This window comes from Pseudoxanthomonas sp. (genome assembly GCF_002863005.1).
GTDB lineage: Bacteria > Pseudomonadota > Gammaproteobacteria > Xanthomonadales > Xanthomonadaceae > Pseudoxanthomonas_A.
Map to the genome: position 1 here is coordinate 110310 of NZ_PKDG01000018.1, position 18196 is coordinate 128505.

An 18196-nucleotide genomic window follows, 5' to 3' on the forward strand; every position below is an offset into this window, starting at 1 on the left:
ATCGACGTCTCGTGTCACACGATGGGCATCCAGGCGGCTTAGTCTCGAGGCATGGAGACCTTGGCGGACATTCGGGCCATCCTGGCCGCGGCGGGTCAGCGCATCGAGCGCGGGGCGCTGCGCGAGGATCCGCGCGCGTTCATGGATGCGCTGTGGCGGCAGGTCTACGACCGCGCGCCGGATGATCTGCGACCCTATGTCTGGTCGCGGCTGGCGGATTTCTCGGCGCAGCTGGGCGTCATCGAGGATGTCGTGGCCGAACGCAGCCCGGTACGCACGCCGCCCGAGGTGTTCGCGCGACGCTAGCCATGCTCTGGTGAGCCCCTGGCATCGGCTGGTGAAGGTGCGCTGACCTCTCCGTGTGCGTGCCTGCGTTGTCTTGCGGATGGAAACAGGCAAGACTTACGGCATGAAAGCCGGTATCACCGTTCGCCCCGCACGCCCTTCCGAAGCCGCCGCCCTGTCCACGATGATGCGGCGCACGTTCCTTGCCACCCACGGCCACTGCAGCACGCCCGAGAATGTGGCGGCGCACGTGGCGGCGATGTATTCGCCCGAGCGCCAGGCCGAGGAGATCCGAGACCCCGACACGCTGACCCTGATCGTCGAGCAGGACGGCGTGTGGGCCGGCTATGCGCAGCTGCGCTGGGGCACGGTGCCGCCGACCGAGGTGGTGCTGCGGCCCACAGTGGAACTGGCGCGCATCTACCTTGACGAGGCCTTCCACGGCAAGGGCATTGCCGCCGTGCTGGTCTCGCACCTGCTGGCGGCGGCCAAGCTGCGAGGCTCGCGTTCGGCATGGCTTACCGTCTGGCAGGAGGCGCCGCAGGCAATCCGCTTCTGGCGCAAGCACGGCTTCCAGAGCGTCGGCCGGTCCATCTTCTACATCGGCGACGACCCGAAGGAAGACTGGGTGATGACGCAAGCGTTGCCTGAGGGCTGACATCTTCGCCCCACGCTGGGCGCGGGAAGAGAAAGGCCGCTCGGGAGCGGCCTTTTCCATGCGCGGATCAGACCGTTGGCTGACGGAGTGCCGGATTGTCCCAGCCCGGGCGCGGCGCGAAGCGGTCGCCGTGGCGCGCCTGCAGTGCCTTGAGCTTTTCCCGCAATGCGTCGGGGCCGACCGCTTTCACGTGCTCGATGGGGCCGCCGCGGAACGGAGCGAAGCCGGTGCCGAAGATCACGCCGGCATCGAGCAGGTCGGCATCGGCGACAACGCCGTCGTGCAGGCAGGCGACCGCTTCGTTGAGCAGTGGGAGGATCAGGCGGTCTTCCAGATCGTCAGGCGCCTTGTACTCCTGCGGCACCTGCGGCTTGACGGCCTTGCCGTTCTCCCACTTGTACAGGCCCTGGCCGTCCTTCTTGCCGCGCTTCCCGGGTTCCACCGTGGCCAGTGCCGCGGGCAGTTGCAGGCCGAGGAAGGGCGACAGTTCCGCACCCACGCCCTGCGCCACGTCCAGGCCCACGGTGTCGATCAGTTCGATCGGTCCCATCGGCATGCCGAACTTCACCGCGGCCTTGTCGATCACCGGGCCGGGAATGCCTTCGGCATACGCGGTCGCGGCTTCCAGCATGTACGGGAACAGCACGCGGTTGACCAGGAAGCCCGGCGTGCCGGCGACCGGCACCGGGAACTTGTCCAACGCCTTGCAGAACGCGGCAAGGCGTTTGACGTTCGCTTCGTCCAGCCCATCGTGCTGCACGATCTCCACCAGCGGCATCAGCGCCACCGGGTTGAAGTAATGCAGGCCGGCGAACTGCGCCGGACGCTGGATGTGCTCGCGCAGTTCGGTCAGCGGAATCGACGAGGTATTCGTGGTCAGCAGCGCATCGGCTTTCAGGCGCGGCTCGACGGTCTGGTAGAGATCGCGCTTGGCCTCGGGGTTCTCGATGATCGCCTCGATCACCAGATCGGCCTGCGGCACGCCATCGCCGGCCAGGTCGCCCTTCAGGCGCGCGGCCACGGCGGGGCGCTTGCTCTCGTCCTTCACCTTCTTGGCGAACAATTCCTGAGCACGCGAGAGCGCGCCATCGATGAAGCGCTGCTCACGGTCCTGCAGGGTGACGTTGAAGCCCTTGTAGGCGGACCACGCCGCGATGTCGCCGCCCATCACGCCGGCACCGACGACATGCACATTCGCGATGCCGTGGTCCCTTCCACCGAGGCCCTTGAGCCGTTCGGTGAGGAAGAAGATGCGGATCAGGTTGCGCGCGGTCGGCGTGCCGGCCAGCTTCACCACCGCCTTGCGCTCGGCATCCAGGCGCGCCTGGATGCCCTTGCCGCCGGCGGTCTTCCAGACGTTGATCAGTGCGTAGGGCGCAGGGTAGTGTGCCTTCGGCGCCTTGCGAGCGACCTGCTTGAGCATCTGCGGCGCCAGCAGTTGGCGCGCGAGCCAGCTGTTGCTGATCCAGCCGGTGAAGCGCTGCTTGAAGGGGCGTTGCGGGCGCGACGCGATCAATGCGACGGCGGCGTCGACCAGCACGGCCGGTTCGGCGATCTTGTCGACCAGGCCCATCGCCTTGGCCGAGCTCGCCGACAGGGTGCGGCCGGTGAGCATCATGTCCATCGCCTTCGGCGCACCCACCAGGCGCGGAAGGCGCGCGCTGCCACCCCAGCCGGGGAAGATGCCCAGCTTCACTTCGGGCAGGCCGATGCGGGTGGACGGATCGCTGCTGGCCACACGGTAGTCGCACGCCAGCGAAATCTCGGTGCCGCCGCCCATGCAGAAGCCGTGGATCGCTGCCACCGTTGGGCAGGGCAGGTCGGCCAGTTTCTGGAAGACGGCCTGGCCGCGGCGGATCGCATCGTTGACGGTGCCCTTGCGGTCGAACTCCTGGAATTCCTTCAGATCCGCGCCGGCGATGAAGCCCGACGCCTTCGCCGAACGCAACACCACGCCCTTGGGCGGATCGATGGCCAGGCGTTCGATGATGTCGGCCAGTTCGATCAGGACATCCTGCGAGAACGCATTGACGCTGGCGCCCTGGCGGTCGAACGCGAGCACGACGATGCCGTCGGCGCGCAGCTCGGTCTGCCAGTGACTGAATCGCAGCCCATCGAAGTTCGCGGCCATGCAGGGGACCATCCGTTCACGTATGGAGAAGGCCGCTATCATCCCGAGGTTGTTTCGTCCCCGTCAAATCCACATATGGAAAGGGAACGCCGTCACGGGCGTGACCACGGCACCGGGGATGTTCCCGTTGCGCCGGTTAAATTCTTGATAGGGCAACGGTTTGGACAAGGCGTTGAACTTTCCCCCGCTAGCGCGGTCACAGGGCCCGGCCACCGCCGAGCCGACAGGAGTGGGGCCCGGCATGGCCGAAGTTGATCCAACCCAGGAGCTGGACCTCGAGCTGGTCAGGCGCGTGCAACGCGGCGACAGCGCGGCCTTCGACCTGCTGGTGCGCAAGTACCAGCATCGCGTGGTGGCGCTGATCGGGCGTTACATCCATGACTGGAGCGAGTGCCAGGACGTGGCCCAGGAGACGTTCCTGCGTGCTTATCGCGCGCTGGGCAGTTTCCGGGGCGATTCCCAGTTCTATACGTGGCTGCACCGCATCGCCGTGAATACCGCCAAGAACCACCTGGTCGCGCACAATCGACGCCCGCCCACCGCGGACGTGGATGCCGCCGACGCCGAGCAGTACGACATCGGCTCAAGGCTGCGCGACACCGACACCCCAGAGCGCGAACTGATGCGCCAGGAGATGGAGGCGACGGTGATGAAAGCGGTCGATGGCCTGCCGGAGGAACTGCGGACCGCGATCACCCTGCGCGAGGTCGAAGGCCTCAGCTACGAGGAGATCGCGCAGAAGATGGACTGCCCGATCGGCACCGTGCGTTCCCGCATCTTCCGCGCGCGCGAGGCGATCGACGAACAACTGCGTCCCTTGCTGGACGTGGACAGCACAACCCGGGAGCGTGCCCGCTCATGACCGCCCGCAACGAGACACCGATCATCGACAAGCTCGACATCCACCATCGCCAGCAGCTCTCCGCCCTCATGGACGGCGAGCTGATCGCCGACGAGGCGCGCTTCCTGCTGCGCCGCCTGCAGCACGACCACGAACTGGTAGGCTGCTGGGAGCGCTGGCAGCTGTGCGGCGATGTACTGCGCGGGCAAGGCCGCGCACCGGCGCCAGCCGGTTTCGCCGGGCGCGTGGCGCAGGCGATCGCGGCGGAAACCGCGCCTGCGGCCGCGAGCTCGCCCCAATCCATACCGACGCGTCCGCGCAGCCTGCTCGCGCGCTGGGGCGGCGGCGCCCTGGCGGCGTCCGTCGCGCTGGTTGCGCTGTTCATGGCGCGCCAGCAGTCCCCGCAAGAGGTTCCCGTCAGCAGCGGCACGTCGATGGCGTCGGCCCAGGCCACATCGCCAGCCGCCATGCCCGAAGCCCCGTCCGCGCCTGCGCCTGCGCCGGATGCCGAAGCCTATGCGGCGGCGGCCGTCGCGGTGGCGGCCAGCGTGCCGCGCCGGCAGGAAGCGGCGCGTCGCAGCGCGACCCGCAACCAGCAGGCCGCGCGAAGTGCCCAGAGCGTGGCGCGTGCCGACGCCCCGGTTCGTGCAAGCGCCACATCGCGTAGCGTGTCTTCCGACCCTGTCGCCGCCCTGGCGTCCGCCTCGCCGCTGCCGTCGACAATCAATCCGTTCTCCCATCGCAGCCAGGAGACCGCGTCCGTCGCCTCGCGTCCCTGGCCGCGATCCGCCCTGTCCGCCTATCCGTCTGCAACCGGTGGCGTGACGACGGGTTACGCCTCGGATTCGGCCATGCGGACGTTCTACCCCTTCGAGCCCCGCCTGCCTTCCGCGCCGCCGGTCTCCGCCCCGGTCGACGTGCCGCGCGACTGACACGCGCGCATGCGGCGATCTGCCGGATGCGCGTTCTCCCGTACTTCCCACTTATCGAGGCATGCGTTCGATGACCCCTCACGCCCGTAACGGCCTGCTGGCCATGCTGATACTCACCGCGCCACTCGCTGCCTGCGCGCAACAAGCGGAGGCGCCTGCGTCCGTGGCGGCGGCCCCGGCGGTCGCGCAGTCGGTGGCGCCGCAACTCGTGACCGGGCTGCCCGATTTCACTCAACTGGTCGAGCAGGTGGGCCCGGGGGTGGTCAACGTCGAAGCCAGGATCGGCACGCGGCGCAGCGCGGGCACGGACGAGGAGGCCGATATCCCCGAAATCTTCCGCCGCATGCTGCCGCCCGGCTTCCAGATGCCGGGTCCGGGCCCTCAGGGGCCGCAGCGTAGGGGCACCTCGATGGGGTCGGGCTTCATCATCTCGGCCGACGGTTACGTGCTGACGAACCACCACGTGGTCGATGGCGCGGACGAGGTGAAGGTGACCCTGCCGGATCGCCGCGAGCTGACCGCCAAGGTGGTGGGCAGCGACCAGCAGTACGACGTTGCCCTGCTGAAAGTGGATGCCAAGGGCCTGCCGACCGTACGCATCGGCAACTCGACCACGCTCAAGCCCGGTCAATGGGTGGTGGCGATCGGCTCGCCGCTGGGGCTCGACCATTCCGTCACCGCAGGCATCGTCAGTGCCGTCGGCCGCAGCGCGTCCCCCGAACAGCGCTACGTGCCGTTCATCCAGACCGACGTGGCGATCAACCAGGGCAATTCCGGCGGTCCGCTGCTCAATACGCGCGGTGAAGTGGTCGGCATCAATTCGCAGATCTTCTCGGTGTCCGGCGGCTACATGGGCATCAGCTTCGCGATCCCGATCGACCTGGCGATGAGCGCGGTGGAGCAGCTGAAGGCAACTGGCAAGGTCAGCCGCGCTATGCTTGGCGTCAGCATGCAGAACATCGGTGCCGACGAGGTCAAGGCGTTCGGCCTGCCCGATGCCAACGGTGCACTGGTGGTCACGGTGGAGCCGACCAGCGGCGCCGCGAAAGCCGGCATCGTGCCGGGTGACGTGATCACCGCATTCAACGGACGCAAGATCGGAACCCGCGAAGAGCTCCCGCCGCTGGTGGGACCGCTGGGTGCGGGCAGCAAGGCGGTCGTCACCGTTTTCCGGGATGGCAAGGCGCGCGACATCGATGTAATCCTCAGTGCGCTGGAAGAGTCGACGGAAACGGCCGGAACGCCGCAGACCCTCCCGGACCAGCCGGCGGCGCCCTCGGGCACCAATGCGCTGGGCATCCAGACCCAGCCGCTGGACGCGGCGACCCGCAAACGCATGGGGCTGGAGGGGCAGGGAGGCGTCATCGTCAGTCGGGTCGATGGTGCGGCTGCGCGCGAGGCGGGCCTGTCTCCCGGCATGGCGATCCTGCAGGTGGGCCGCACGAAGGTGGAGACGCCCGCTGAGCTGGACCGCGAACTTGCCCGGGCGAGGGCCGGCGATACCGTCATGTTGCTGGTCCAGCACCCGAACTACGGGACGCGGTTCCTCGCCATCACGCTCGACAAGCGCTGAGGCCCTGCGCAGGCGGTCGCCCCGCCCCACGGCGGGGCGTCGCCATTTCGGTCTGTCTGCCCCTTGGATCGGGAAGCCGGGCCGCCGTCCGTGCGATAATCGCCCGTTATTCCTGACGACGGCACAGGCCGCCGCCCCCCATGTCCTCCGATTCCATGCGGAATATCCGCAACTTCTCCATCATCGCGCACGTCGACCACGGCAAGTCGACCCTGGCCGACCGCATCATCCAGCTCTGCGGCGGCCTCGAGGCCCGCGAGATGGAAGCGCAGGTGCTCGACTCCAATCCGATCGAGCGCGAGCGCGGCATCACCATCAAGGCCCAGTCCGTGTCCCTGCCGTACAAGGCGAAGGACGGGCAGGTCTACCAGCTCAATTTCATCGACACTCCCGGCCACGTCGACTTCTCGTACGAAGTCAGCCGTTCGCTGGCCGCCTGCGAAGGCGCGCTGCTGGTGGTGGACGCCGCCCAGGGCGTGGAAGCCCAGTCGGTCGCCAACTGCTACACCGCGGTGGAGCAGGGGCTGGAAGTGGTGCCGGTGCTCAACAAGATCGACCTGCCGACCGCCGACATCGAGCGTGCCAAGCGGGAAATCGAGGCGGTCATCGGCATCGACGCGGACGATGCCGTCGCCGTCAGCGCCAAGACCGGCCTCAATGTCGACCTGGTGCTGGAAGCCATCGTCCAGCGCATCCCGCCGCCTCAGCCGCGCGACACCGACAAGCTGCAGGCGCTGATCATCGACTCGTGGTTCGACAACTACCTGGGCGTGGTCTCGCTGGTGCGGGTGATGCAGGGCGAGATCGGGCCGAAGAGCAAGATCCTGGTGATGTCCACCGGCCGCACCCACGAGGTGGACAAGGTCGGCGTGTTCACGCCCAAGCGCAAGGAGCTGAAGAAGCTCGGCGCGGGCGAGGTGGGCTGGATCACCGCGTCGATCAAGGACGTCCACGGTGCGCCGGTCGGCGACACCCTGACGCTGGCGGGCGACCCCGCGCCGGGCCCGCTGCCCGGTTTCCAGGAAATGCAGCCGCGCGTGTTCGCCGGCCTGTTCCCGGTCAATGCCGAGGACTACCCGGCGCTGCGCGAGGCGCTGGAGAAGCTGCGCCTGAACGATGCCGCGCTGCGCTTCGAACCGGAAAGCTCCGAGGCCATGGGCTTCGGTTTCCGCTGCGGTTTCCTCGGCATGCTGCACATGGAGATCGTGCAGGAGCGGCTGGAGCGCGAGTACGACCTGGACCTGATCAGCACCGCCCCGACCGTGGTGTATGAAGTCCTCAGGACCGATGGCACGGTGCTGTCGCTGGACAATCCGGCGAAACTGCCGCAGTCCAACCTGATCGACGAGGTGCGCGAGCCCATCATCCGCGCCAACATCCTGACGCCCGAAGCCTACATCGGCGCGATCATCAAGCTGTGCGAAGAAAAGCGCGGGGCGCAGATCGGTATCCAGTACCTCGCCAGCCAGGTGCAGATCAGCTACGAGCTGCCGATGGCCGAAGTGGTGCTGGACTTCTTCGACAAGCTGAAATCGGTCAGTCGTGGCTATGCATCGCTGGACTACTCGTTCCTGCGCTTCCAGCCTGGCCCGTTCGTGCGCCTGGACACGCTGATCAACGGCGACAAGGTAGATGCGCTCAGCCTGATCGTACACCGCAGCCACGCCGACCGGCGCGGTCGCGAGCTGTGCGAGAAGATGAAGGACCTGATCCCGCGGCAGATGTTCGACGTGGCCATCCAGGCCGCCGTCGGCTCGCAGATCATCGCGCGCAGCACGGTCAAGGCGATGCGCAAGAACGTGCTGGCCAAGTGCTATGGTGGCGACATCACCCGCAAGAAGAAGCTCCTCGAGAAGCAGAAAGAGGGCAAGAAGCGGATGAAGCAGGTGGGCCGCGTGGAGATTCCGCAGGAAGCCTTCCTGGCGGTGCTGCAGGTGGATAGCAAGTAGCGTCTTCCTTCTCCCGCGGGAGAAGGTGGCGCGTAGCGCCGGATGAGGGTACGGCGAAGTCCGCGAAGCTGTGAGCGCGAGGACTTCGACTTAGCCTCACCCCAACCCCTCTCCCGGCGGGAGAGGGGCCATTCAACGGAGTGTGTATGGTCTGGTTCGAAACGATCCTCGTGGTATTGACGCTGCTGACTGGCGTGGTGTGGCTGGCCGACAAGCTGTTCCTGGCCAAGCGGCGCCAGGCAAGGGGAGGGCTGCTGGACGAGGAGCCCGTGCTGGTCGACTACTCGCGCGCGTTCTTCCCCGTGCTGGCCGTGGTGCTGGTGCTGCGCAGCTTCATCGCCGAGCCGTACAAGATTCCGTCCAGCTCGATGATGCCGAACCTGCTGATCGGCGATTTCATCCTGGTCAACAAGTTTTCCTACGGCCTGCGCCTGCCGATCACCAACCAGAAGGTCGTGGCCCTCGGCGAGCCGGCGCGCGGCGACGTGGTGGTCTTCAAGCCGCCGCACGACCCCAAGAACAACTGGATCAAGCGCGTCATCGGCCTGCCGGGCGACAGGATCGGGTTCCATGGCGATACCGTCTCGGTCAACGGCCAGCCCCTCGCGTACCAGAAGCTGGGCGACTACGTGGGCAAGGGCAGCGGTGCAGGAGAAACGGGGGCTTCGCTGCTGAAGGAGGAGCTGCCGGGGCGTCCGCACACCGTGCTGGAATGGCTGGGCAGCGCCCGTCCCGAAGGCCAGGGCGAGTGGGTGGTCCCGCCGGGGCACTACTTTGTCATGGGCGACAATCGTGATAATAGCGAGGACAGCCGGTTCTGGACCCAGACCCATTTCCTGCCGGAAGAGAACCTGCGGGGCAAGGCGTTCCTGGTCTGGCTGAACTGCGAGGGCTGGGTCTGCAAGAATGGCTTCGATGCCTCGCGCATCGGCAATGGCATCGAATAAGCAACCAACGCTAACGGGGATCGACGGGGGAATGACGATGAAGCGCAATCAGAATGGCATGACGTTGTTGAGCTTTGTGATGGTGTTGGCCGTGGTGGGCTTCGCCGCTTACATCACCATGCGCCTGTTCCCGATGTACCAGGAGTTCTACGCGGTCAAATCGTCCCTGAAAGGGTTGGCCAACGAGCAGGGTGTCGCCGACATGGACCCTGCGCGCATCCAGGAACTTTTCTTCAGGCGCTTGAACATCAATTACTCCGACAACGTCAAACCGTCGCAGGTGAAGATCGAGCGTATGGAAGGCGGCTGGAACGTGAAAGTGAGCTACGAGGTACGCCGGCCGCTGGTGGGCAACCTCGACGTGGTTGGCAACTTCAACGCCGAGCAGGCCATGACGCGGCGCGGCGCGGACTAAGGGCTTGGCGGTTGATCGCATCGGTCATGCCTTCACCGATCAGGGCCTGCTTGCGCAGGCCCTGACGCATCGAAGTGCGGGGGCGCCGCACAACGAACGCCTGGAATTCCTGGGCGACAGCATCGTCAATTTCCTCGTCGCCGAAACGCTTTTCCAGCGTTGGCCCAAGGCGGACGAGGGCGCGCTGACGCGCGCACGCGCCGAACTGGTGCGCGAAGCCGCGCTGGCGGCCATCGCGCGCGAACTCCAGCTGGGCGAGCGCCTGACGATGGGGCCCGGCGAAATGAAGTCGGGTGGCCATCGCCGGGATTCGATCCTGGCCGATGCGCTGGAAGCCGTCGTCGCGGCCATTTACCTGGACAGCAGTTTCGAAACCTGCCGCACCGTGGTGCTGCCGTGGTTCGAGGCGTCGCTGGCCGCACTCCCTGTCGGTCGCCCGGAAAAGGATGCCAAGACCCGCCTGCAGGAATGGCTGCAGGGCCGCCAGCGTCCGCTGCCGGTGTACGAACTGGTGTCCGAAAGCGGCGACGATCACGCCAAACTCTTCCTCGCGCGCTGTACCACGCTCGACCCGCCGCTTGCCGCGGACGGCGAGGGTACCTCGCGCCGCAATGCAGAACAGGTCGCCGCGGCGGCGCTGCTCGATAAGCTCGACATTTCGAAATGAGTACGTCAGGTGAGTAAATCCTCCTCTTACCGCAGCGGCAGCGTCGCCGTCATCGGTCGCCCCAACGTGGGCAAGTCCACCCTGACGAATGCGCTGGTGGGCGCCAAGGTCAGCATCACGTCCAACCGGCCACAGACAACGCGGCACCGCCTGCTGGGCATCGCGACCTTCGCTGCGGGCAAGGACCGTCCCGCTGGCCAGATCGTGCTGGTGGATACGCCCGGCCTGCACAGGCAGCAGGGCAAGTTCTCGGCGTCGGCGATGAGCCGGGTGATGAACCGCGCCGCGCGAGGTGCGCTGGAAGAGGTCGATGCCGCCCTGATGGTGGTCGAGGCCGGCCGGTGGGACGAGGAAGATACGCTGGCCTACAACGTCCTGCGCGACGCCGGCATTCCCGTGGTGCTGGTGGTCAACAAGGTGGACCGGATCAAGGAGAAGGCGGCGCTGCTGCCCTTCCTCGCTGAGGTCGGGCAGGGCCGCGAATTCGCGGCGCTGCATCCGGTGTCGGCGTTGAAGCGGAATGGCCTGGACGCCTTGGTGAAGGATGTGCTGGCACTGCTGCCGGAGCAGCCGCCGATGTTCGGCGAGGACGAGATCACCGACCGCAGCGAACGCTTCCTCGCCGCCGAACTCGTACGCGAGCAGCTGATGCGCCAGCTCGGCGCCGAACTGCCGTATGCCACCACCGTCGAGATCGAGAATTTCACAACCGAGGCGTCGCCGAAGGGCGACCTGGCGCGCATCGGCGCGGTGATCTGGGTGGAACGCGAAAGCCAGAAGGCCATCGTGATCGGCAAGGGTGGGGCGCGCCTTAAGGACATCGGCAGCAAGGCGCGCCAGCAGATGGAGCACCTGTTCGGCCGCAAGGTCTTCCTGGAAACCTGGGTGCGCGTGCGCGAAGGCTGGTCCGACGACGAGACCGCGCTGAAGGCCTTCGGGTACGAGTGAACCTCCGGCGACACCCGGCTCCATGCGCCTGAGCGACACCGCCTTCGTCCTGCACGCGCGTCCCTGGCGCGAAACCAGCCTGCTGGTCGAGGTCTTCGGTCGCGACCACGGGCGCCTGGGCCTGATCGCTCGTGGAGTACAGGGCCCGAAGAAGCACGTGGTGCGCGCGGCACTGCAGCCCCTGCAATTGATCCGTCTGGAGGGCGATCAGCGTGGCGAACTGGCCAGGCTGGTCAGTGCGGAAGCGCTCGATGCCGCCCCGCAGCCTGCCGGCGACGCGATGCTGGCCGCGTTCTACCTCAATGAAGTGGTGCTGCGCCTCGCGCCTCGCCATGATCCCTTGCCCGACCTGTTCGACGCCTACGCCCGCACGCGCGAGCAGTTGCGCCAGCGCGACGGGCTGGCGTGGTCGCTGCGGCGCTTCGAGCGCGACCTGATCGAAGCGCTGGGCTTCGGCTTCGCCCTGGATTGCGATGGCGATGGCGAACCGGTCGACCCCGCCGCACGCTACCGGCTTGATCCGGAGCATGGCCCGCGCCGCCTGCACAGCGATCGCGGGCACCACGAGCGAAGCCAGACGGCCACCGGTCGGGCGTTGCTGGCGCTGGCCGATGATGTCGCGCCGCCCCCCGACGACCTGGCCAGCCTGCGGCTGCCGATGCGATCGGTACTGGCGCACCACCTGGGGCCGCGCGGGCTGAAGTCGTGGGAGATGATCGGCGATCTGGGGCGGCTGAAGCGCGCCGAGCGCACGAGCGACTGACGCCGTCAGGACCCGGTCGCCAACAGGCGATCGGTGGCGGCGACGAACGCGTCGCGCAGGCCTTCGTCGCCGGGGGCCGCATGCCAGCGCGATGCGACGCCCGACAGCGCCGTGGCGCCGGCGAAGCCGCAACTGGCCTGCAGCCTGTGCAAGTGCGCGCACAACGCGGCGCGGTCGCCACGTCCGAAGGCATCCAGGCAGGACGACCGGGTGGCGGGCAGTTCGGACAGGAACAGCTGCCTCAGCAGGGCCACATGGGCATGGTTGCCACCGAGCGCGCCGAGCGCCGCGGTATCGTCCCAGTCCGGCGATGCAGCGCCACCTCGCGGATCCAGCGCAGCGCGAACGGCGTCCCGCAGCACCTGCGCGGCCAACGGCTTCGTCAGGACGTCGGCGAAGCCTGCCTGAAGCAACCGGTCGCGCATGGCGGGCGTCGTATCGGCCGTATGCGACAGCGCGACCGCGGACGCGTCGCGCATGCGCAGGTGCTGCAGCAATACCGTGCCGGTACCGTCCGGCAGGTTGGCATCGATGAGCCAGACATGGAACGCGCCTTCGAAGGCCAGCGCCTCCGCGCAGCTGCCGGCGACACGCACGCGGGCGGGCAGCGCCTCGAGTGCAGCCGACAGGAAGAGGGCGCTGACGGGGTCGTCTTCCACCAGCAGTATCGACGGCATCGTGCCGGGAAGGGCGGGCATGGTCGGGCTTCCTGCGGGACTGGCCCATCTTAGCGTCGGCGGACGCTGCCGGTGGCCATGCGACAATGCGGCCCCGCCAAACGCACGCAGCCTGACGCCACGTGGCACGACCCCGCTCCCCTCGCATCGACAAGACCCCTTTCGAAGCCCTCATCACCGACCTTACCCACGACGGCCGCGGTGTCGCGCGTCGCGAGGGGAAGGCCGTCTTCGTGTCGGGCGCCCTGCCCGGCGAGCGCGTGATGGCCGAGCAGACCGCCAAGAACCGCCATTTCGACGAGGCGAAGGCGCTCCAGGTGCTCGACGCCTCGCCCGACCGCGTGACGCCGCGCTGCCCGCACTTCGGCACGTGCGGCGGCTGCGTATTGCAGCACCTGGATGAAGCGCGCCAGATCGAAGCCAAGCAGCGCGTGCTGCTGGAGAACCTGGAACGCATCGGGCACGTGGCACCCAAGACCGTGCTGCCGCCCCTGACTGGCGCCAGCTGGGGTTACCGGCGCAAGGGGCGTTTCTCGGTACGCCGGGTCAACAAGAAGGACAAGACACTGGTCGGTTTTCGCGAACAGGATCCGCGCTTTGTCGCCGACCTGCGCGAGTGCCACACCGTCATTCCCGAGATCGGGGGCAAGGTCGCCGATCTCGCCACGCTGGTCGAAAGCCTGGACGCGCGCGAACACATCCCGCAGATCGAGTTCATCGCCGGCGATGCCAGCGAAGACGCCAGTGGCGTCGCCCTCGTGTTCCGCCACCTGCAGCCCTTGAGCGACGGCGACCGCGAGAAACTCGTCGCCTTCGCACGCGCGCACCGCTTCGCCATTTTCCTGCAGCCCGGCGGGCTGGAGAGCGTGCATGCGCTGTGGCCCGAGGCGCCGCAGCTGGCGTTCGTGCTGGCGCCGTGGGACGTGTCGCTGGCATTCCGTCCGCTGGACTTCATCCAGGTCAACGCGGCGCTCAACGAGAAGATGATCGCGCGCACGTTCGACCTGCTCGATCCGCAGCCGCAGGACCGCGTGCTGGACCTGTTCTGCGGCCTCGGCAACTTCACGCTGCCGATGGCGCGCCGGGTGGGCGAAGCGGTCGGCGTCGAAGGCGATGCCGGGCTGGTGGCGCGTGCGCGCGAGAATGCACAGCGCAATGGCCTGGCGAATGCGCAGTTCCATGCCGCCGACCTGACCCAGGACCAGCGCGGCACGGCCTGGATGCGGCAGGGCTTCGACAAGCTGCTGCTGGACCCTCCGCGTTCCGGCGCCATCGAGGTGCTGCAGCAGCTGCCGCTGAAGCAGTTCGACCGTATCGTGTACGTCAGCTGCCATCCGGGCTCGCTGGCGCGCGATGCCGGCTACCTGGTCAACGAGCAGGGTTATGCGCTGGTGTCGGCGGGTGCCATGGACATGTTCCCCCACACGGCGCACGTCGAGTCGATCGCCTTGTTCGAGCGGCGCTGATGGGCACCGAGATCGAGCGCAAGTTCCTGGTCGCGAGCGATGCCTGGCGCGAGGCCGCGCATGACGTCGTGCCGATGGCGCAGGGCTATCTCAACGACAGCGGCGCGATCGAACGCGGCGAACAGAAGGCGTCGGTGCGGGTGCGCATCCAGGGCAGCGGAGCCTACCTCAACCTCAAGTCGCGCGAACTCGGTCCAACCCGGCAGGAGTTCGATTACGCCATTCCGGTGGAAGATGCCCGTGCGCTGCTCGCATTGTGCGTGGGCGGACGGATCGAGAAGCATCGACACCTGGTGCGGCATGCCGGACATCTCTGGGAAGTGGATGAATTCCTCGGCGACAACGCCGGCCTGGTGGTGGCGGAGATCGAGCTGGGCCACTCCGACGAGGCCTTCGAGCGGCCCGGCTGGCTGGGCGCCGAGGTCACCGACGATCCGCGCTATTACAACCTCGCGCTGGCCAGCCACCCGTATGGGCGCTGGCCGCGCGAGTGAGTCCGCCGTTGCCGCATCCATCGGCGGCGCGCCCACGTACGAGCGGTGACACGCCACCGTCCCGACCATGCGCCGCAAATCCGACCTGCCCAGCAAGCCCTGCCGCACGTGCGGTCGTCCCTTCACCTGGCGGCGCAAGTGGCGTGAAATCTGGGACGAAGTCGCCCACTGTTCTGAGCGCTGCCGGCGACAGCGCAAGGCGCGTGCATGATGCCGCCCGGGCAGGACACGTCGCCGGCCCATACGCTGAGGCTGGTGCTCGGCGACCAGTTGGATCCGCAGCATCCCTGGTTTTCCCGCCTCGATCCGGGCGTGGTCCATGTGCTGATGGAGATCCGGCAGGAAACCGACTACGTGCTGCATCACGCGCAGAAGATCCTCGCGATCTTCGCCGCTATGCGCGCATTCGCCGCGCGCCTGCGCGCCGCTGGCCACCGCGTGCACTACGTGGCGATCGACGATCCCGGCAATCACCAGCACCTGACCCGCAACCTGGATGCGCTGCTCGCGCGCCATGGTGCCAGCACCTTCGCCTATCAGCCTGCGGACGAGTGGCGTCTCGATGCCCAGCTCCTGGCGTGGACGGCGTCGCTCGATCTGGCCGTCGAACGCGCACCCGATGTCCACTTCCTGGCCGCCCGCGACCAGGCCGCCCGGCAGTTCGGAGCGCGACGGCAGTGGCGCATGGAGACCTTCTATCGCGCCATGCGGCGACAGCATCACGTGCTGCTGGAGCCCGACGGCACACCTGCCGGAGGACGCTGGAATTTCGACCACGACAACCGCGCGGCCTGGCCGGGCACGCCTGCCGAACCCGCGGACTGGCGCCGGCCGCACGACCATCGCGGGCTGTGGGCGACCATCGAGGCGGCCGGCATCGCCAGCTTCGGCGAACCGCAGGCCCATGCGTTGAGGTGGCCCCTCGGTCGCGACGAGGCGCTGGCCGACCTGGAGGCATTCGTCGTCCACGCGCTGCCGTGGTTCGGCCAGTACCAGGATGCCATGAGCACGCGAGCGCCGCGGCTGTTCCATTCGCTGCTGTCCTTTGCGCTGAATACCAAGATGCTGCGGCCGGCCGAGGTGATCGCGCGTGCGGAAGAGGCCTGGCGCGAGGGGCACGCACCGCTGGCGTCCGTCGAGGGCTTCATCCGCCAGATCCTGGGATGGCGCGAGTACGTGCGCGGCGTCTACTGGGCCAAGATGCCGGACTATGCGGCACTGAACCACTTCGGCCATGACACGCCACTGCCGGACTGGTTCTGGACCGGGCGCGTGCGCATGCGATGCCTGGCCGAGGCTGTGGGCCAGTCGCTGTCGCAGGCGCATGCGCACCATATCCAGCGATTGATGGTGATCGGCAATTTCTCGCTGCTGGCAGGGCTGGACCCGCAGGCGTTGCACCGCTGGTACCTGGGCGTCTACATCGATGCCTTCGAATGGGTGGAGCTGCCCAATACGCTGGGCATGAGCCAGTTCGGCGATGGCGGCCTGCTGGCCAGCAAGCCGTACGTCAGCGGCAGCGCGTACCTGGATCGCATGAGCGACTATTGCCGGGGTTGCCCGTACGACCGCCGGCAGCGTACCGGCGCACGTGCCTGTCCGTTCAATGCGCTGTACTGGGATTTCCTGGAGCGCAACCGCGCCTCGCTGGAACGCAACCCGCGCATGGCGTTGCCCTATCGCCAGTGGGCGCGGATGGACACGGTGACCCGTGAAGCACTGTCTGCGCACGCACGCCACGTGCGCGGCGCGCTGGCATCGCTCTGAGGCGATGCGGCCGCCGTGTGAACGGCGCGGTCTGACGGCTGCACGGGCATCTGCGACAATGCAGGCCCCGCGCCCCCGGGCGCCGCCCATGAGGCTTCCACCGCAATGCTCGTCATCGGCATCGCCGGCACCGAACTCACCGCGCAGGAGCGCGACTGGCTGCAGCACGACGCCGTCGCCGGCGTCATCCTGTTCACCCGCAACTTCGCCTCGCGCGCACAGGTGGCGGAACTGTCGCAGGCCATCCGCGCCGCCGCGCCGCGTCCGCAACTGGTCTGCGTGGACCAGGAAGGCGGCCGCGTGCAGCGCTTCCGCGAGGGTTACAGCGACCTGCCCGCGCTGGAAGGCTTCGGCAAGCTCTACGCGCAGGATCCGTCGCTCGCCCTGCAGCGGGCGGAGGAACACGCCTGGCTGATGGCCAGCGAGATCATCGCCAGCGGCGTCGACCTGAGCTTCGCGCCGGTCGTGGACCTGGCGCGCGGCAATCGCGCCATCGGCAACCGCGCGTTCGATGCCGATCCGCAGGTCGTGGCCGAGTTCACCCGCGCCTACGTGCGCGGCATGCACAGCGCCGGCATGGCCGCCACGCTGAAGCATTTCCCGGGCCATGGCACGGTGCTGGAAGACACCCACTTCGACGATGCCGTCGATCCGCGCCCGCTGGACGTGCTGCGGGCCGAGGACCTCGTGCCCTTCGTCGCCGGCATCGAGGCCAAGGCTGATGCGGTGATGATGGGGCACGTGAAGTATCCCGCCGTCGCCCCGGAGCCGGCCGGCTATTCGCCGTTCTGGATCCAGCAGGTGCTGCGCGAAGAGATGGGTTTCCGGGGCGTGGTGTTCTCCGACGACATCGGCATGGCCGCGGCGTTCTCCGCCGGCGGCGTGAAGCAGCGCATCCACGACCACCTGGACGCGGGATGCGACGTGGTGCTGGTCTGCTCGCCGAAGCTGGTCGACGAATCGCTGAAGGCGGTGGAAGGCCGCGCGCTGAACACCGCCGCCGTCCTCGGCGTGCTGGGGCGCGGTGCGCTGGGATGGGACGGGCTGATCGCGGATGACCGCTACGGCCAGACGCAATCGCGCGTCATCGACAGTCTGAAGGGAGTGGCTTGATGGAAACGCTGGGCAATCCGCGGCCGAAGCTGGTCGACGCGCTGGCCAACGCCGACCTGTTGGTCGACCGCGCGACGATCGACCGCGCCATCGCGCAGATGGCCGCGCCGATCGCGCGCGACTACGCCGGCGAAGTGCCGGTCTACCTGACCATCATGCATGGTGCGCTGCCGTTCGCCGGCCAGCTGTCGCTGGAACTGGGTGCGTTGGGGCTGGACCTGGAATTCGATTACCTGCATGCCACCCGCTACCGCGGCGAGACCACCGGTGGCGAACTGGTGTGGAAGCACCGCCCGGCGACGGCGCTGTATGGCCGCCGCGTGCTGCTGGTCGACGACATCCTCGACGAGGGCCACACGCTGCTTGCCGTGAAGCAGTGGTGCCTGGAGCAGGGCGCCACCGACGTGCGCATCGCCGCGCTGACCACCAAGCAGCACGACCGCTGCGTGGCGGGCATCTGCGCGGACTACGTGGGCCTGGAGGTGGCGGACCGGTATGTGTTCGGGTTCGGCATGGACTACCACGAGCAGGGCCGCAACCTGCCGGGCATCTACGCGTTGAAGGACTGAG

19 protein-coding genes are annotated in these 18196 nt (G+C 67.8%); 17 read left to right on the forward strand and 2 right to left on the reverse strand.

Annotated features, from left to right (window positions below; all coding sequences use genetic code 11):
* Positions 1-60 precede the first annotated feature (60 nt).
* Positions 61-306, forward strand: coding sequence for a hypothetical protein (locus tag CYU89_RS08335; RefSeq protein ID WP_296280143.1), 246 nt, complete (start codon positions 61-63; stop codon positions 304-306).
* A gap of 103 nt (positions 307-409) precedes the next feature.
* Positions 410-943, forward strand: a complete 534-nt coding sequence (locus tag CYU89_RS08340) for a GNAT family N-acetyltransferase (RefSeq protein WP_296280144.1) — start codon at positions 410-412, stop codon at positions 941-943.
* Positions 944-1010: 67 nt separating this feature from the next.
* Here the strand turns inward: CYU89_RS08340 and CYU89_RS08345 are convergent, their stop codons facing one another.
* Positions 1011-3074: a 3-hydroxyacyl-CoA dehydrogenase NAD-binding domain-containing protein gene (locus tag CYU89_RS08345; RefSeq protein ID WP_296280145.1), complete on the reverse strand. Its 2064-nt coding sequence runs from the start codon at positions 3072-3074 to the stop codon at positions 1011-1013.
* 241 nt (positions 3075-3315) lie between these two features.
* On the opposite strand from CYU89_RS08345, the gene rpoE reads away from it, so the two are divergent.
* The 9 genes from rpoE (at position 3316) to recO (ending at position 12109) form a co-directional block, all read left to right on the forward strand.
* Complete coding sequence (rpoE, locus tag CYU89_RS08350) at positions 3316-3936, forward strand: RNA polymerase sigma factor RpoE (RefSeq protein WP_296280146.1); 621 nt, start codon at positions 3316-3318, stop codon at positions 3934-3936.
* Complete coding sequence (locus CYU89_RS08355) at positions 3933-4847, forward strand: sigma-E factor negative regulatory protein (RefSeq protein ID WP_296280147.1); 915 nt, start codon at positions 3933-3935, stop codon at positions 4845-4847. The genes rpoE and CYU89_RS08355 overlap by 4 nt, the downstream gene beginning before the upstream one ends.
* Before the next feature lie 70 nt (positions 4848-4917).
* On the forward strand, positions 4918-6420 hold the full coding sequence (locus tag CYU89_RS08360; protein ID WP_296280148.1) for a DegQ family serine endoprotease: 1503 nt from the start codon (positions 4918-4920) through the stop codon (positions 6418-6420).
* Positions 6421-6560: 140 nt separating this feature from the next.
* The gene (gene lepA / locus CYU89_RS08365; RefSeq protein ID WP_296280149.1) at positions 6561-8369 is read left to right on the forward strand and encodes a translation elongation factor 4; all 1809 of its coding nucleotides are present in this window, start codon (positions 6561-6563) and stop codon (positions 8367-8369) included.
* 146 nt (positions 8370-8515) lie between these two features.
* Positions 8516-9316 (forward strand): signal peptidase I, encoded by an 801-nt coding sequence (lepB, locus tag CYU89_RS08370; protein WP_296280150.1) that lies wholly within the window; start codon positions 8516-8518, stop codon positions 9314-9316.
* 37 nt (positions 9317-9353) lie between these two features.
* Positions 9354-9731, forward strand: coding sequence for a DUF4845 domain-containing protein (locus tag CYU89_RS08375; protein ID WP_296280151.1), 378 nt, complete (start codon positions 9354-9356; stop codon positions 9729-9731).
* A gap of 4 nt (positions 9732-9735) precedes the next feature.
* A complete protein-coding gene (rnc, locus tag CYU89_RS08380; protein WP_296280152.1) occupies positions 9736-10398 on the forward strand; it encodes a ribonuclease III in 663 nt (220 codons plus the stop codon).
* Between the two features lie 9 nt (positions 10399-10407).
* On the forward strand, positions 10408-11346 hold the full coding sequence (era, locus tag CYU89_RS08385) for a GTPase Era (RefSeq protein ID WP_296280153.1): 939 nt from the start codon (positions 10408-10410) through the stop codon (positions 11344-11346).
* A gap of 22 nt (positions 11347-11368) precedes the next feature.
* A complete protein-coding gene (recO, locus tag CYU89_RS08390; RefSeq protein ID WP_296280154.1) occupies positions 11369-12109 on the forward strand; it encodes a DNA repair protein RecO in 741 nt (246 codons plus the stop codon).
* A 5-nt stretch (positions 12110-12114) separates the two neighbouring features.
* Here the strand turns inward: recO and CYU89_RS08395 are convergent, their stop codons facing one another.
* Positions 12115-12807, reverse strand: coding sequence for a response regulator (locus CYU89_RS08395; protein WP_296280155.1), 693 nt, complete (start codon positions 12805-12807; stop codon positions 12115-12117).
* Positions 12808-12908: 101 nt separating this feature from the next.
* Here CYU89_RS08395 and rlmD point away from each other — a divergent pair, with 101 nt between their 5' ends.
* The 6 genes from rlmD to CYU89_RS08425 all read left to right on the forward strand — a co-directional run bounded on the left by rlmD (position 12909) and on the right by CYU89_RS08425 (position 18195).
* Positions 12909-14252 (forward strand): 23S rRNA (uracil(1939)-C(5))-methyltransferase RlmD, encoded by a 1344-nt coding sequence (gene rlmD / locus CYU89_RS08400; RefSeq protein WP_296280156.1) that lies wholly within the window; start codon positions 12909-12911, stop codon positions 14250-14252.
* Positions 14252-14746 carry a CYTH domain-containing protein gene (locus CYU89_RS08405; protein WP_296280157.1) on the forward strand — a complete coding sequence of 165 codons (495 nt, stop codon included), beginning with the start codon at positions 14252-14254 and terminating at the stop codon, positions 14744-14746. Before rlmD ends, CYU89_RS08405 begins: the two co-directional genes overlap by 1 nt.
* A gap of 67 nt (positions 14747-14813) precedes the next feature.
* Positions 14814-14957: a DUF2256 domain-containing protein gene (locus CYU89_RS08410; protein WP_296280158.1), complete on the forward strand. Its 144-nt coding sequence runs from the start codon at positions 14814-14816 to the stop codon at positions 14955-14957.
* On the forward strand, positions 14954-16513 hold the full coding sequence (locus tag CYU89_RS08415; protein ID WP_296280159.1) for a cryptochrome/photolyase family protein: 1560 nt from the start codon (positions 14954-14956) through the stop codon (positions 16511-16513). The genes CYU89_RS08410 and CYU89_RS08415 overlap by 4 nt, the downstream gene beginning before the upstream one ends.
* 105 nt (positions 16514-16618) lie before the next feature.
* Positions 16619-17626 (forward strand): beta-N-acetylhexosaminidase, encoded by a 1008-nt coding sequence (gene nagZ / locus CYU89_RS08420; protein WP_296280160.1) that lies wholly within the window; start codon positions 16619-16621, stop codon positions 17624-17626.
* On the forward strand, positions 17626-18195 hold the full coding sequence (locus CYU89_RS08425) for a hypoxanthine-guanine phosphoribosyltransferase (RefSeq protein WP_296280161.1): 570 nt from the start codon (positions 17626-17628) through the stop codon (positions 18193-18195). Before nagZ ends, CYU89_RS08425 begins: the two co-directional genes overlap by 1 nt.
* Position 18196: the final 1 nt, after the last annotated feature.

Coding starts and splice junctions, on each gene's coding strand:
- CYU89_RS08425 (WP_296280161.1), top strand. CDS start 17,626: ATGGAAACGCTGGGCAATCCGCGGCCGAAGCTGGTCGACGCGCTGGCC.
- lepA (WP_296280149.1), top strand. CDS start 6,561: ATGTCCTCCGATTCCATGCGGAATATCCGCAACTTCTCCATCATCGCG.
- CYU89_RS08405 (WP_296280157.1), top strand. CDS start 14,252: ATGGGCACCGAGATCGAGCGCAAGTTCCTGGTCGCGAGCGATGCCTGG.
- rpoE (WP_296280146.1), top strand. CDS start 3,316: ATGGCCGAAGTTGATCCAACCCAGGAGCTGGACCTCGAGCTGGTCAGG.
- CYU89_RS08340 (WP_296280144.1), top strand. CDS start 410: ATGAAAGCCGGTATCACCGTTCGCCCCGCACGCCCTTCCGAAGCCGCC.
- CYU89_RS08360 (WP_296280148.1), top strand. CDS start 4,918: ATGACCCCTCACGCCCGTAACGGCCTGCTGGCCATGCTGATACTCACC.
- recO (WP_296280154.1), top strand. CDS start 11,369: ATGCGCCTGAGCGACACCGCCTTCGTCCTGCACGCGCGTCCCTGGCGC.
- nagZ (WP_296280160.1), top strand. CDS start 16,619: ATGCTCGTCATCGGCATCGCCGGCACCGAACTCACCGCGCAGGAGCGC.
- CYU89_RS08345 (WP_296280145.1), bottom strand. CDS start 3,074: ATGGCCGCGAACTTCGATGGGCTGCGATTCAGTCACTGGCAGACCGAG.
- lepB (WP_296280150.1), top strand. CDS start 8,516: ATGGTCTGGTTCGAAACGATCCTCGTGGTATTGACGCTGCTGACTGGC.
- CYU89_RS08375 (WP_296280151.1), top strand. CDS start 9,354: ATGAAGCGCAATCAGAATGGCATGACGTTGTTGAGCTTTGTGATGGTG.
- CYU89_RS08395 (WP_296280155.1), bottom strand. CDS start 12,807: ATGCCCGCCCTTCCCGGCACGATGCCGTCGATACTGCTGGTGGAAGAC.
- CYU89_RS08355 (WP_296280147.1), top strand. CDS start 3,933: ATGACCGCCCGCAACGAGACACCGATCATCGACAAGCTCGACATCCAC.
- CYU89_RS08415 (WP_296280159.1), top strand. CDS start 14,954: ATGATGCCGCCCGGGCAGGACACGTCGCCGGCCCATACGCTGAGGCTG.
- CYU89_RS08410 (WP_296280158.1), top strand. CDS start 14,814: ATGCGCCGCAAATCCGACCTGCCCAGCAAGCCCTGCCGCACGTGCGGT.